General features: G+C 55.5%; 10 protein-coding genes. 5 read left to right on the top strand and 5 right to left on the bottom strand.

The window, feature by feature from the left end:
* Nucleotides 1-48: 48 nt before the first annotated feature.
* Genes DHN43_RS18255 through fabI form a run of 4 tightly spaced genes read right to left on the bottom strand, consistent with a single transcriptional unit; the run spans nucleotide 49 to nucleotide 5,664 of the window.
* A complete protein-coding gene (locus DHN43_RS18255) occupies nucleotides 49-1,212 on the bottom strand; it encodes an acetate/propionate family kinase (protein ID WP_108819567.1) in 1,164 nt (387 codons plus the stop codon).
* On the bottom strand, nucleotides 1,209-2,591 hold the full coding sequence (locus tag DHN43_RS18250; protein ID WP_108819566.1) for a bifunctional enoyl-CoA hydratase/phosphate acetyltransferase: 1,383 nt from the start codon (nucleotides 2,589-2,591) through the stop codon (nucleotides 1,209-1,211). Before DHN43_RS18250 ends, DHN43_RS18255 begins: the two co-directional genes overlap by 4 nt.
* A gap of 9 nt (nucleotides 2,592-2,600) precedes the next feature.
* Entirely contained in the window at nucleotides 2,601-4,880 is a 2,280-nt protein-coding gene (locus tag DHN43_RS18245) for a DUF3141 domain-containing protein (RefSeq protein WP_108819565.1), read from the bottom strand.
* Between the two features lie 19 nt (nucleotides 4,881-4,899).
* Nucleotides 4,900-5,664 carry an enoyl-ACP reductase FabI gene (fabI, locus tag DHN43_RS18240; RefSeq protein WP_057461408.1) on the bottom strand — a complete coding sequence of 255 codons (765 nt, stop codon included), beginning with the start codon at nucleotides 5,662-5,664 and terminating at the stop codon, nucleotides 4,900-4,902.
* Between the two features lie 381 nt (nucleotides 5,665-6,045).
* On the opposite strand from fabI, the gene DHN43_RS18235 reads away from it, so the two are divergent.
* A complete protein-coding gene (locus DHN43_RS18235) occupies nucleotides 6,046-8,079 on the top strand; it encodes a hypothetical protein (protein WP_108819564.1) in 2,034 nt (677 codons plus the stop codon).
* A 26-nt stretch (nucleotides 8,080-8,105) separates the two neighbouring features.
* Nucleotides 8,106-8,561, top strand: coding sequence for a type III secretion system chaperone (locus DHN43_RS18230; protein ID WP_108819563.1), 456 nt, complete (start codon nucleotides 8,106-8,108; stop codon nucleotides 8,559-8,561).
* 63 nt (nucleotides 8,562-8,624) lie between these two features.
* Here DHN43_RS18230 and DHN43_RS18225 read toward each other — a convergent pair whose 3' ends face one another.
* A complete protein-coding gene (locus DHN43_RS18225; RefSeq protein ID WP_108819562.1) occupies nucleotides 8,625-9,686 on the bottom strand; it encodes an NAD(P)/FAD-dependent oxidoreductase in 1,062 nt (353 codons plus the stop codon).
* A gap of 326 nt (nucleotides 9,687-10,012) precedes the next feature.
* Here DHN43_RS18225 and DHN43_RS18220 point away from each other — a divergent pair, with 326 nt between their 5' ends.
* The 3 genes from DHN43_RS18220 to DHN43_RS18210 all read left to right on the top strand — a co-directional run bounded on the left by DHN43_RS18220 (nucleotide 10,013) and on the right by DHN43_RS18210 (nucleotide 14,260).
* Complete coding sequence (locus DHN43_RS18220; RefSeq protein ID WP_063306967.1) at nucleotides 10,013-10,570, top strand: helix-turn-helix domain-containing protein; 558 nt, start codon at nucleotides 10,013-10,015, stop codon at nucleotides 10,568-10,570.
* Nucleotides 10,571-10,675: 105 nt separating this feature from the next.
* Nucleotides 10,676-13,159 carry a GcvT family protein gene (locus DHN43_RS18215; RefSeq protein WP_108819561.1) on the top strand — a complete coding sequence of 828 codons (2,484 nt, stop codon included), beginning with the start codon at nucleotides 10,676-10,678 and terminating at the stop codon, nucleotides 13,157-13,159.
* 306 nt (nucleotides 13,160-13,465) lie between these two features.
* Complete coding sequence (locus tag DHN43_RS18210) at nucleotides 13,466-14,260, top strand: FadR/GntR family transcriptional regulator (RefSeq protein WP_108819560.1); 795 nt, start codon at nucleotides 13,466-13,468, stop codon at nucleotides 14,258-14,260.
* Nucleotides 14,261-14,278: the final 18 nt, after the last annotated feature.

Genomic DNA, 14,278 nt, shown 5'->3' with positions numbered 1-14,278 from the left:
TTGATTACGCAGCAAGTTTACCGCGAAGTTGTTCTGAAGCCCAGTTGCTCACTGTTGAGTTTTCATGGCAGCTTTTGCGACGGCCCGTGCTATCACCTGTTCTTCGTTGGTGGGCATGATGAAAACGCGGACTGGTCCGGTTCCGATTTCCGGGGCGTTGGCCTTGTTTTTCTCCTGATCGATGGTGATGCCCAAAAACTCCAGTGGTTCGCACACGCTGGAGCGCACCCGAGCTGAGTTCTCGCCAATGCCAGCGCTGAAGATCAGGGCGTCGATGCCTTCCAGACTGGCCGCCATGGCGCCCACTTCGCGGCGGATCTGGTAGCAATAGTAGTTGATGGCTTGCTTGGAAAAAAGCTCTTCTGAATGTTCCAGTACGCGCATGTCAGAAGATTCCTCCGACAATCCCAAGAGCCCGCTGCGGCGGTAGATGATGCTCTCGATTTCTGCTGCCGACAGTTCCTTTTCCTGCATCAGGTAGAGCATGACGCCCGGGTCCAGCCGTCCGCACCGTGTGCCCATGGGCAGGCCATCTACGGCAGAAAAGCTGGTGCTGGCGTTGATGGAACGGCCATCTTCTACGGCGCACATGGAAGCGCCATTGCCCAGATGGGCGATCACGAGACGCCCGCGTGCCACATCCGGATATTCGCGGCGCATTTCGCTGCAGATGTAATCAAAGGAAAGCCCGTGGAAGCCATAGCGGCGCACGCCTTCCTCATAAAAATGCCGCGGAATGGCGAACGCGTCATTGGGGAAGGTGTGACCGGCATGGAAGGCCGTATCAAAACACCCGATCTGCAGCACACCCGGAAACACCTGCTTGGCCGCGCGGATGGTTGCCAGACTATAGGGTTGGTGCAGCGGTGCCAGTGGAACGAGCTGCTCCAGCTCCTGCACCACCTCGGAGGTCAGCTCTGTCGGCTTGTAAAATGCATTGCCGCCATGGACGATGCGGTGACCGATGCCCACCACAGATTTACCTTGCAGGTAGGGCTCTACCCTTGTGAAGATGGAGACGACAGCTCCGGCATGATCGACGTGGCCCAGCTCTTCCACGATGTCAGCGTTGGGGGCCTGCATTTTCAGGCGGGCGTTGGGGCCCAGACGCTCTATGATGCCGGAGATGAAAAGGTCAGGCTCTGCCTGCGCTTTGTAAAGCGCGAACTTGACGGAGGACGATCCGGTATTGAGCGTAAAATAAAAACTCATGCTTTCTGGCTCGCAGCGTAAAGAAGCGCAACAGCGCAAGACATTAACCGGGCCTTGTCGTCATCTGCTCGGCTGGTGAGGATCACCGGACACCGGGCGCCCATAACCACTCCGCACACTTCTGCATGGGCAACAAAGGCCAATTCCTTGGCTAGCATATTGCCAGATTCCAGATTGGGCACAACCAGTACATCTGCCCTACCAGCAACCAAGGAGGTGATGCCTTTTGTTACCGCGGCATCAATGTCAATGGCGTTGTCCATGGCCAGCGGGCCATCCACGATGCCACCCTTGATCTGGCCGCGTTCTGCCATTTTGGAAAGGATCGCTGCATCCATGGTGGAGGGGATTTTGGTGTTCACCGTTTCCACGGCTGAAAGGATGCCCACCTTGGGTTGCTGCTGCCCAAGCGCCAGTGCCAGATTGATGGCGTTTTGGACAATATCCACCTTGGCTTCCAGATCCGGTGAAATGTTGATGGCCGCATCACTGATGAACAGGAGGTGATCCAGTCCCGGCACATCCATCACAAACACATGGCTGAGACGATTGTCAGTGCGCAGGCCCACATCCCGTTTCACGATCTCCGCCAACAACACGTCGGTGTGGAGCTGGCCTTTCATGATGGCCTGCGCCTTACCTTCGCGCACCATGGCCACGGCCTGTGCTGCCGCCTGACTGTGGCTTGCAACGTCAATGATATCGCAGTGAGCCAGATCTTTGCCAAGACGCTCTGCGGCATCCTCGATCTTTTCTCGCGAGCCAATCAGGACCGGCTCAATCAGCGTGTTTTCGGCAGCCAGCAAAGCGCCGCCCAGTGACTTGCGGTCTTCTGGCGCCACAACGGCGGTGATGAGAGGTGGAAGTGGACGGGCCTGATCCAGCAGTCTATCGAAGTGCTCATGACTTCGCACGGTCAGACCCGGCAAGCTGACAGCCTTGGCGATTTTGCTGGTACGCGGGGCGATAACCTCGGCCTCGCCTTCTACGATCACCTGACCGTCCGCACGTTCCACGGTGGTTTGCAGTGTCACGACGTAATCGGGCAGCTTTTCCGTTACTTTTACGCGGGCTGTCAGATGGTCCCCTTCATAGGCACGGCCCAGAAAGCGCAGGCTCTGGCTTTTGTAGAGCGTGCCCGGCCCGGGCATTTGGTTGCCCAGCACGGCAGAGATCAGACTGGCGACCCACAGCGAGGGGGCGACGCCTTCAAAGTCGCCTTCGCCCTCGCGATCTTCCTTGGGCAGGTGGATGGGGTTGAGGTCGCCGGAGGCATGGGCGGAGACGTAAAAATCATCCGCAGAGCAGGTCCGCTCGTAAATGGCTTCCATGCCAACTTCGATCTGATCGTACGGAGTATTCTTGTAGGTTGTTGTCATCAAACCTTCCTAACCCCATTTGAGCGACTTCTTCAGACAGTGCCACAGTTCCAGAGAATTGGGCGCCATATTCTCTTCCTTGCCAATAATGTAGGACACGGCCTTATACGCAAAGGTCTTGTCCTTCTCGCTTTTCAGCAAGCCCGGCAGGGCATTGTAACCTGCTTCCATTTCGAAACGGGAAATGAGAGTCTGATCGTGAATGAGGAAGTTGCGCTCTTTCGGATCCATGGATTTGAACGGTGCCCATGTGGTCAACACTTCGTTGAACCGCTCCAGCTTTTCGCCGCGCACTTCGGTACGGGTGTCGGCAATCATCAGCACAATACGTACGATGGCTGCGGCTGCCCCGCCCTTCTCGATCTTCTTGAGCGCGTTCTGGATGCTGGTCAGACTGTGCAGGTCCTGCATTGGCACCTTTGGCCGGCGGAAGGACAAGGCCTTGCCGTATTCCACGGCGGGCGGTGAGGCCCAGAAGGTGAGGAAGCTGTTTTCTATGAAGGCTTCGCGCATGTCCTTCAGCGCATCCCAGCCATATTCAATGCTGTCTGCCATCAGCTCCTCCCAGTAATGGAAGGGCGTTTTGGCCATGTTGGGTGTGTGGTTTTCCTTCACCGCTGCGGCGGCCATGGTGGGCCAGAACATCAAGGGATTGGTGGAGGCAAAGGCGCCGTTTGCCAGCCGCATGGGGTGCATATCGCGCGTTGCATCCGCTGCCTGCGTGCTGTTCATGGTTTTCAGAACAGGGCCAATGGTGCTGTCATACACGTCCTCCCAGCTCTCGGAAAAGCGGGCGACACCGGCAAATGCTTTTTCCTCGTCGCGTTCACCAGTTTCCAGCAGCATTTCATCAATGGTCTTACGGGCGAAGCTCACCTTGAATTTGGCATCACAGCCTTTGCCCTTCTGCTCTTCAATCTGCAATTTGTAGAGCCCGGGAGGCATGGCCTCGATGGTCTTCAGCGTGGAGGCCACCTGCGTATGTTCGCGCTTGGCCACGCTGGAAGACACGAAGATGCCCAGATGCCCGACCTGATCATGAAGCATATAGAGGATACGCTGACCGAGGATCTCGATTTCCGCTTCATCCGTGTAGGTGTCGGCAATCCAGTTGAGTGCCTGATCGGGCGGGGTGATGTTATCGCCGTAGGAGGAAAACACGATGATCGGAGACTTGATGGTCTTCAGGTCAATGGGACGTCCCGGTTCCAGAAAGGCTTCATTCTTCGCCAGCTTGTTGCCGATGAAAAGGTTGTCCAGAATCCAGCGGAATTCTTCCTCTGTCATGTAGTAGAAGCCGCTCCACCATTTCTGGAATTCCAGATAGCGCTCTTCGTCCTTGTCGATGTTGGTGTAAAGGTCATAGTACTTGCGGAACCAGTTGCGGCCCGGGTTCAGCATCTCGAAGTTCTGCACCAGATTGGCACCATCAAAGACGCCGTTGCCCAGATCTGCCGAGAGCAAGGCAGGTACGATGCCGCCTGTCAGGCCTGCGGAGTAGCGCATGGGGTCCTGCCCCATCTTGCCGCTCCAATAAGACATGGGCGCACCGTTGAGCACAATCGGTCCCACCAGATCCGGATAGACCGCTGCCAGAATAGCAGTGGCCCACCCGCCCTGACAGTTGCCGACCACAATGGGTTTGGGGCTGTCCGGGTGGCGTGAGATGATCTCGCGCAGGAAGGCCGCTTCGGCATGGGTGACGTGCGACAGCTCCTGATTGGGTTCTGGCATGGGGTGAAAGGCGACAAAGTACACGGGGTGCCCGTCACGCAGGGCAACCCCCACCTGACTGTCATTCTTGAACCCGCCAATGCCTGCACCGTGGCCAGCACGTGGATCGATGATCACATAGGGGCGCTTCCAGTCCAGCACCTCCACGCCCTCAGGTGGAATGACCTTCAAAAGCATGTAGTTGCAGGGGCGTGGCAGGTTGCGGCCCTCAACAACCACCTCGTAATCATAAATGAGAACCGGAGGACAGCCCTTGGCCATGTGGTCAAAGTATGTGTCACTGGCTTCGCGCAGGGCATCCATGGTCAGGATGGCGCGTTCGCTGGATTCTTTGAGATAATGCGACCAGGCATCCAGCAGCTTCTTGGGCGTGTCGTACGGGCTCCAGGAGGCGGCCAGTGCGTCGCTTTTGGTTTTTGATTTGGCCTGTTTCTTTTGAAAGTCGTTCATCAGGCGCGTGGAGCGTCGTGAGTTGGCGACCTGCAAAAACTGGTTTTGTTCAGCGAGGGCCTCAAAGTACTGGGCGGTTCGCTTGCTAAAGAGTTCTACTTGCATAATCTACCTCGGTGCCGGCCTAACCAATGATGCGGTAACCACCGTCAATTGGGTGAACCACGCCGGTGATGTTTCGGGCTTCATCACTGGCCAGAAAGGCGGCATATGCGCCAATGTCTTCAATACTTGCGAGTTTTCGGGTGGGAGCACGCTCGGTCGCGTCGGCCAGCATCTCGTCAAAGCTGGCAATGCCGCTGGCGGCGCGTGTTGCCAGCGGGCCGGGGGACAGCGCGTTGACAGAGATGCCCTTTTGGCCCAGTTCGGCAGCCACATAGCGCGTGGTGCTTTCCAGCGCGGCTTTCACCGGACCCATGATGTTGTAGTGGCTGATCACCTTTTCCGAGCCATGGAACGTCACGGTCATGACGCTGGATCCGGAGGGCATCAGGGGTTCTGATTTGCGGATGAGGCGCAGGAAGGAGTGTACGGAGATGTCCATGGCCACGCCAAACCCCTCTGCCGAGCAATCCACCACGCGGCCATGCAGGTCAGCCTGCGGGCAAAAGGCGATGGAATGCAGCAGAATGTCCAGCGACCCCCAGACCTGCTCGATTTGCTGGTAAAGAGCATCCACCTCGTCAGGTTTCGTCACATCCAGCGGTGCAAAAATGGCTGCATCGGCTTCTTCTGCCAGTGGGGCCACATGCTTTTTCGCTTTGTCATTCAGGTATGTAAGAGCCAGTTCTGCGCCTTGTGCCTTCATGGCTTTTGCGCATCCCCATGCAATGGACTGGCTGTTCGCCACCCCAACAATAAGGGCTTTCTTGCCCTTCAATGAAAACATGCGGTCATTACCCTGTTGGTTGAAACCTGTCATTTGGAAGGAAAACAACAAGACTAGAAATAGCTATACAGGAGAAATAAGGAAAACCAAGGTGCGAAATCTAGTAAATGAATTGGGCGGTTGAAATATTCAAAGAGTGACTATTTATGTAACTAAGTAATTTTGTAATTAAATTTAAGTCGTTTCTCGGTGAGCGTTGAGTAACCTAGTTTTCCAAGACAAATATGTCCGTCGTTTACTTTTTTCGGTTGGCGACCGGAGCTGAGTGCCTGTCAGCACAGACGCGCCCGGCAGGAGATTCTAATAGTTTGATTAAAACGTGATCCCGGAGTGTTTCTGTAGTTTTCGGGAAAGAAGATATTACCAAGCGATGGTGCTTTCATGACCGGATCAACTTTATCTGTTTCAACCACTCAGCCAACTGTCCCTCAACCCGATCTTGCGCAGTATCAGGATGTGGTTCCTCCTAAGCCAAGTGAGCGGATTGTTGAGTATTCGCTCAACTATGTGACAAAGAAAACGGCGCAGCATGAAGCGGTTCTGGGTGAAATAAAGCGCGAGCTCAATTCTTATTTCAGCACTGAAGTCACGGAGAAGGTGGTTGATCACTTCCTCTCCACAAAGCCACATCTGCCAAAGTCCAGCGTGCTCGCCATGCTCCTTCATGTGCCAAGCAAAGCTTCGCAGCAAGCGCAGGAAAAAGTGACAGCGCTCTTTGAAGAGGCCCATGCCTATGGCAGTAGGCTGACGATGGAAACCTTTTTTGAAGGCGCCGCAATTCCGGATGATCCAAAAAAGGCGGCTGAAGTTCTAACGGCCCGCATTGTTGAACTGGCAAAAACAGCAGATGCGGATGGTATTTCCAGCATCACGCGGTCGCTGAGCTTTCTTGGCGGCTCAGACAATGCAGTGTTGAAAGAGGCCGTGCCGATTGCACTGAAGGCCGTCCATTCCACGCTTGTCTATCCCGAGAGTGTCCGGACACAAAATGCAGCGCAGGGGGGAGACGTTGCCCGCGTGCCGGGTGAGGTGACAACCCATCTGCTTGCACTCATCAGAAATGAAGCGCAAACCCCGGGTCTGGACCCGGAAACAGCTGGCAATTTGGCTGAGGTTGACGGGTATGTGAAGGATCAGGTTCTGGGCCATAAGATCTCCGTGCCGGAAACCCGTGAGCTGTTGACTGCTGTTGCGGAGCGATTTGAGGAAATCGGCCTGAATGGCCTTGCCGATGAGACCAAAACGCTGCTGGGACAGCTGGGCAAGAGTGACAACCCACCGCTGACGCGCCTGCACGATGCGATCTACTCCCGCGTGCTCGACAGTACCTTTATTGCGGATATGGTTCACGACACGCCGCAGTCCGTGATGAACTCCGCACAGCTGGTGAAAGATGGCATCCGCGATGTGATTTCCATCCAGACCCCGCGGGTCCAAAACCAGACAGCCATGACCATGCACAGGATGATGGCGGGCAACGAACGGTTCTGGATGCCGGAATGCCCGGAGCTGATGGAGTTTGTGCAAGGCCCGCGTGACGATGCGCTTTTGAATCTGGACAAGTTTTTGTCCGCACCAACCCGCAATGGATATGACGCTATTGCAGTTCCCATGCTGGTTGTGAAGTCCACTGTTGCCTTGCATGCTTTGCTGACCAAGACGGTGCCTGCAGACCGCCAGCCACTGGTCGTCAACGGCAAGAAGGTCGCTGACTTACCTGCTTATGTAAAGGTTGCAAACAAGGCCTATCAGGGGATCTGTCAGGAAGCCAATCGAACGAATGCTCCGGAAGATCCTGATTTGCAAAAAGCAGACAGATCCAAAGTTGGGCGTACGGATACGCCAAAGAGTGCGCATGCCGGGATCACCCTTGGCTACCAGCCCGGCAGTGTGACGTTTGAAGGAGATGCAGGCAAGATCCCGAGCACGCACCCTGCGGATGTGAACCTGCCAAAGCTGCAGGAACCGAGCAAGTCTCAGGTTGAAGCGCTATCTCGTGGTATGCCGTTTGCCTCTGGTGTTTCCGGTTCAACCAACCTCAACCTGCATTTCCTGCATTATCTGAGGCACACCTCCCCTAACCCGGACCAGATTCCGGATTCAAAAGATTACATGGTCGCAAACACCATGTTCCTGAACTACGACGGCGGTCACTCAATCCACGAGGCGCTTTGGGTCGGGCAGGAGCTGGACGGTACGCTGGGGCTGGATCTTGGTTTGGCGCAAGGGAAGCCAGATGGAACTCAGATTGAGTCTTCAAGCTATGTCTCTGATCTCAATGAGTTCATCGACCTTTACGATGGCACGGAGACTGGTGACGCTTTGGCACGAGCCAAGGAAAACGCCTGGGATGCGACACTGGATTACTTTGATGAGCACAGCTACGCCGCCGGTAAAACCGTGAGCGACACCTGAGCCTCAAGCCAATTTGGAAATAGAAAATGAAACACGCTGAAACACTCATTGCCGAGCTTGGCGAGAAAATCGGGCTGCCAAACCTTCAACTGGACGAGGAAGGGCTCTGCACTTTTGACGTTGAGGAGGAGTTTACGCTCACCTTGGGTGCGAACAATCAGGATGAGGTGATCCTGTTCGCCCTGCTGCCTGATATTGAGAAAGACAAACGTCAGGCAGGATACCAGCTGTTGCTGCAAGCCAACCTGCTTGGCAAAGGCACCGGAGATGCAGTTCTTGCCATGACGGAAGGCGACAACCAGCCAGCGCTGAACTCAAGGTTTTCTGCCAAGAGCCTTGGTATCGCGCAGCTTGAAGAGAAGCTGGATAAATTCATCAAGCTCGTCAAACTGTGGCGCGTGACCATCCAGTCCCTCAATGCCTCACAAAATGAGGGCACAACGCAGCTTCATCCCACAAACGATGAGTGGCTTCGCGCTTAAGCTTGGGCGCTTGTCATCCTGTTGGGCTGTTTGCAGGCAGCCCAACGGTCCTTTGCCAGCGTCCTAAAGCGTAGGGGCAGACAGAGCTTGCTCGCAGATCTGGTTGCTGATCCGCTCGGCGATCAACGGGGCAAGGATGACGCCGGGGTGGCTGCCTGCCACGAAAGCGTTGGTGAAACCGTTGATGGGGCGGGCGAGAGGTTTGGTTGATCTGGTTGCCGGGCGTTGGCCGACCTGAATGGAAAGCAGCTCCACACGGCCCGCATTGGCAAACGTATCTTTGACTGCCTGCACAGCTGTTTCTCCGATGCGCGCCAGCTCTGCCGGGTCTTCGGTCTTTGGCGGGTCTTCAGCAATGGCAAAATTGCCCGTTCCCAGACTACGCATCTCCACATCCGGTGTTTGCAGCACCGGAAGGAAGTCCGGCACCTCTGCACTCACTTCGATGTAGGTGCAGGGCGAGGTGTAAAGATCGTGCTCCGGCTCAAATGGAGCGATCAACGCGCCATTGCCACCACCGGAAGCAAGCACGGTAAAGTCGCTGGCTTGCAGCTCCCCTCCCATCATGACCCCTTTACAATGGTGGTCAGAAGCGTCCAGCCCGCTGGCGGTGCTGTTCAAAACCACCCTGCCGCCAAGGCGCTCAAAGGCGTTGACCAGTTTGCCGATGACTTTGGGCGGGTACCACGAGACATCCTGCGTCGAATGAGCTGCAAACTCTGGCGGGTTGGCGAGAGCTGGCAGATGCTGCTGAAGTTCCTGTTTGCTCATGGTGCGGGTTTGTGTGCCCGCCTGTTGCTGCCGGTCGATCAGGTGCTGGGTCTCGCACGGTGTGGCGCGCCAAACAATAGCGCCGCCTTCTGCATCAAACAGTGTGCCGTCAAACTCCGCGTTCAGGGCTTTATAACGCTGGATGCCATCAACCAACAACGGGAACAAATCCGGTTGGTCAATCGGATCATTGGCGATATGGCAGATCCAGCCGAAGGAAACACGTGAGACATCTCCGCCCACACTGTGGTTTGCATCAAACAGGGTGACTTTGAAACCTTGACGCGCGAGCTTATACGCAATCATGGCTCCCGTAATTCCGGCCCCGATCACGTTAACGCTTAAATTCTGCATAGATGCCTCAGTTCAAAGAAAAAGATACCGGCCAGCGACGAACATCGCTGATCAGCTGAAGAATTCAAAGGAATGGCTATGCGCAGACCCTAACGAACCCTCCTGCACGGTGGAACCGGCATCCTGAAAAATAAGAGGGTAGTGATATATTTGTCGCGACTAATATAGTTAGCGGGATAATTTCGTTAACCAATTGATACAGCGAGATAAACAACCGATCTCATGGCTTTTGATCGCCTGGATTGTAGGATCTACGTGAAATAATCCTTGAAATTTTCACGTAGATTAGTGAAAATATCGCAAAATATTTCACGGAATCACGTCACATGACTATCACAAGCACATTGGGAGAAGATCTGAAGGCGCTTCGCATCGCGCGCGGTATGACGCTGGAAGATCTGGCAAAACAACTCGGCCGCTCAGTGGGGTGGCTCTCTCAGGTAGAGCGGGATAAATCCACGCCGCGCCATACAGACTTGAAGCACTTTGCCGAGGTGTTCGGCGTCCAGCTCTCGCTGTTCTTCGGTAATGCAGAGGCGCCGGAAAATGAGAGAGGCCGCGTGGTGCGCGATGGCAACCGCCGCGTGATTGGAGAGCGGGATAAGGGCCTGCTTGAAACATTGGTGTCACCAGATCTGACCGACAGCTTTGAGATGATCCACTCCACCTTTCAACCTGGCTCTCACCGCAGCGCGGCGATTACGCGCCCGACGCAAGAGGTGGCCTACATGGTCTCGGGCAAGCTGGATGTGTGGATTGGGGAAGAGATGTTCACGGTGGAGGCAGGCGACAGTTTCCGCATCAAGGAGGCGTCTTACCGCTGGTCCAACCCATATGCTGAACCTGCCATTGCTATCTGGGTGATCTCACCGCCGGTTTATTAGGGCACCCGCTCAAAGAAATGTTTGCAGACAAGAATGATACCCGTCTCACAGAGAAAAGCGGGAGAGGACTACATGACAAACGAATAGATTTTGGAGGAGGTGCGCATGTCTATCCCAACCACCGCGCGGGTTGTCATTATCGGCGGCGGCGTTGTCGGCGTTTCCACGCTATACCATCTGGCAAAGCTGGGCTGGAGCGACTGCGTGCTTCTGGAAAAGAATGAGCTGACGGCAGGCTCCACATGGCATGCGGCAGGCAACTGCCCCAACTTTGCCACCAGCTATGCCGTAATGAACATGCAGCGCTACGGCTTGGAGCTGTATCGCAGGTTGGCTGATGAGGTGGATTACCCCATCAACTACCATGTCACTGGCGCGGTCCGACTGGCACACAGCCACAGCCGGATGATGGAGTTTGAGCATGTGGCCGCCATGGCTGAGCATATGGGCCTGACTATGGATATGTGCACGCCAGACCAGCTGCAAAAACACTTCCCCTTTATGGAAACACACGATCTGGAAGGTGGCCTCTGGGATCCGCTGGATGGCGATATCGATCCGGCGCAGGTGACACAAGCGCTGGCGAAAGGCGCGCGGGAGCTGGGTGCCCGCATCCTGCGGTTTACACCAGCCACAGGCGTGCGCCGTGAAGGCAGGGAATGGATTATCTGTACTGAGACAGGTGAAATCCGCTGCGAGTATGTGGTGAATGCGGCTGGCTACTATGCTGCGCGCGTTGGCGAATGGTTTGAGCCGTATGGTGGGCGTGCTGTGCCTTCCGTTACCATGAGCCATCAGTATTTCATGACTGAGGCTGTTCCAGAGGTGGAGGCATGGACCAAGGCACAGGGCCGCAAGCTGCCCATGCTGCGTGATCCTGATACCTCCTATTACCTGCGGCAGGAAACGGGTGGGTTCAACCTGGGCCCCTATGAACGAGCCTGCCGAACCGCATGGACCTCATCAGATGACCCGATGCCGGATGACTTCAGTTTCCAGCTTTATCCGGATGATCTGGAGCGGCTGGAGTTTTACATTGAAGACGCAATGGCCCGCGTGCCCTTGCTCGGAACGCAAGGGGTGAAGCGCAACATCAACGGGCCTATTCCCTACGCACCTGATGGCCTGCCCATGATTGGCCCTATGCCCGGCGTGCCCAATGCATTTGAGGCGCACTCCTTCACCTTTGGCATTGCGCAGGGCGGCGGCGCTGGCAAGGTGGCCGCAGAATGGATTGTACACGGCCAGACCGAGTGGGACATGTGGGCTGTCGATCCAAGACGCTACACCGATTACACTGACAAGCAGTACTGCATCGATAAAGCGAAGGAAGTCTACGGTCACGAATACGCCATGCACTTTCCCCATCACGAATGGCCAGCTGGTCGGGACCGCAAGCTCTCCCCCAACCACACCAAGCTACTGGAACTGGGTGGACAGATGGGGGCTCACAATGGTTGGGAACGGGCCAATTGGTTTGCGCAAACGGGCGACGATACCTCTCACGAGGCCACGCAAACATGGAGCCGCTCCGGTCCATGGCAACAGCGGGTGCGGGAGGAATGCGAGGCCGTGCGTGACCATGTTGGCGTGCTGGACCTCTCCGGCTTTTCGCGGTTCAAACTCTCGGGTACAGGCGCTGCTGACTGGCTGCGAGGACAGATCGCGGGAGGTCTCCCCAAAGTTGGCCGCATGACCCTTGGCTACTTCCCCGATAATCGTGGCCGCGTCCTTACGGAAATGTCGGTTCTGCGTCATGGTGCAGACGAGTTCACGCTGATCACCGCCGCGTTGGCCCAGTGGCATGACTTTGAGCTGCTCAAAGCCTGCCTGCCAGAAGGATTGGTTCTGGAAGACCAGACAACGGACACAACAACACTGATCGTCACCGGCCCAAAGGCCCGTCAACTGCTTGCTCCCATGCTCAAAGCGGACCTGTCTCTCAGTTGGCTGAGCCTGCAACAAGCCACCATGCTTGGTAAGGCTGTGCTGTTGGTGCGCGTCTCTTTTACGGGTGAGCTGGGCTGGGAAATCCATGCGAGCAATGAGGATATGCCGGAGATTTATCAGGCGGTCCTTGCAGCTGGGGCCAAACCGTTTGGCATGTATGCGCTCAATGCCTTGCGGTTGGAGAAAGGCTATCGCAGCTGGAAGGGAGACCTCTCGACCGGCTACACCTTGCTGGAGGCAGGTCTGGACCGGTTCGTGAAGCTTGATAAGCCGCAGAACTTCCCCGGCAAAGCTGCGCTGCTGAAAGAACATGCAGAAGGTGCGAAGCGTCGGTTTGTGACGATGATCGTGGAGGCTGGCGAGTATGACGCTCCTTACATGTCCACCATTTGGCATGGGGATCACATGGTGGGGGAAGTCACCTCCGGCGGGTGGGGCTACCGCGTCAATGCCTCCATCGCGCTTGGTGCCGTGCAGGCTGATCTGGCAAAACCGGGAACTGAGCTGACCATCAAAATCTACGGTAAGCTTTACAAAGCAATCGTACAGCCGGATGCACCACTTTGGGACCCGGAGAATGAGCGCCTCAAAGATCAAAGCATGTCTGAGAGTGTCGTTTTGGAAGGGCACGCAGTGTAACCCCGTTCATCTGACATGATCTGCGGCATCCATATCTCTCCTGCTCCACATAACTGAAGCAGAAAAATATGGGTGCCGTAATAGTTGGGTGTGCGATCTATACTTATAATTCGCCAAGCTCATGTATTGATTAATATCTACTTGTATTTGTGTGTACTTCGTATTGTGACATAATATAGCATTGCGTGATGAGTTTACGCGCGATGTTTGCATGTTGACATCTAAGTAGTCGGTCATATTTAATTGTATGTCAGACATGGATAGGCTCGTCTTATCTTTCTGCTCTTTTGATGAGGCTGATGCGTGATGGTATCGACATACACTCAGGATCTGCGAGATCAGATCACCGAGGAACTGGCTCGGCAGTTGTTCTCTGCTGAGCTCAAGCCCGGCGACTTTCTGCCCAAGGAACTTGAGCTCACGGATCAGTTTGGTGTGAGCCGCGCCACCATGCGCAGCGCTCTGGCAACTTTCACCAATCACGGCATCATTGAGCGCATTTCCGGCTTTGGCACACGCGTCAAAGACTATCAGGAATGGAACATCCTCTCCCCGCAAGTGGCCACGTGGATCGCGCAGTATGGCGGCAACACGTTGATTTTCGCGCGGGAGATCTTCCGTTTCCGCACGTCTGTTGAACCGTTCATCGCCATGGAAGCCGCCCGTCGGGCCACGGCGAAGGATCTTATGAAGATAGAAGCGGCTTGGAACGGCATGTATGCGGCCATGCAGAAGGACGACCTGACCTATCGCGGCAAGCACTTCCAGCAGTATGACATTCAGTTTCACGAGGCGATCTATCAGGCGACCCATAATCTGGTCTGGGTGCAGATTGGGCGCAGCACCATGCCTGCGGTGTTTGTCCTGATCAAGAAAACCACGGAAGCTGCCAGCGAGCTCAATGACAGCCTGGAACGGCACCGCCACCTTCTAGAAGCCATTCGTCTGCGGGATGCGGAGGCGGCTCGTAAAGCGTCTGTCCGCATTATTGACCGCGCGGCCTATGATCTTGATCTGGATGAACTGAACGAAGAGATCCGCGAGAATTCACTGGCCAACGTCGTGATGCAGAATGAGCGTGACCGCCTCGCCTCTGACTGAGCTGTCATCCCCTCTCCC

This window comes from Pseudovibrio sp. Alg231-02, assembly GCF_900143565.1.
In the GTDB taxonomy this organism is placed as follows: Bacteria; Pseudomonadota; Alphaproteobacteria; order Rhizobiales; family Stappiaceae; genus Pseudovibrio.
Note: the sequence above shows the minus strand (reverse complement) of the source record. Positions and strands in the feature narration are given on the sequence as shown.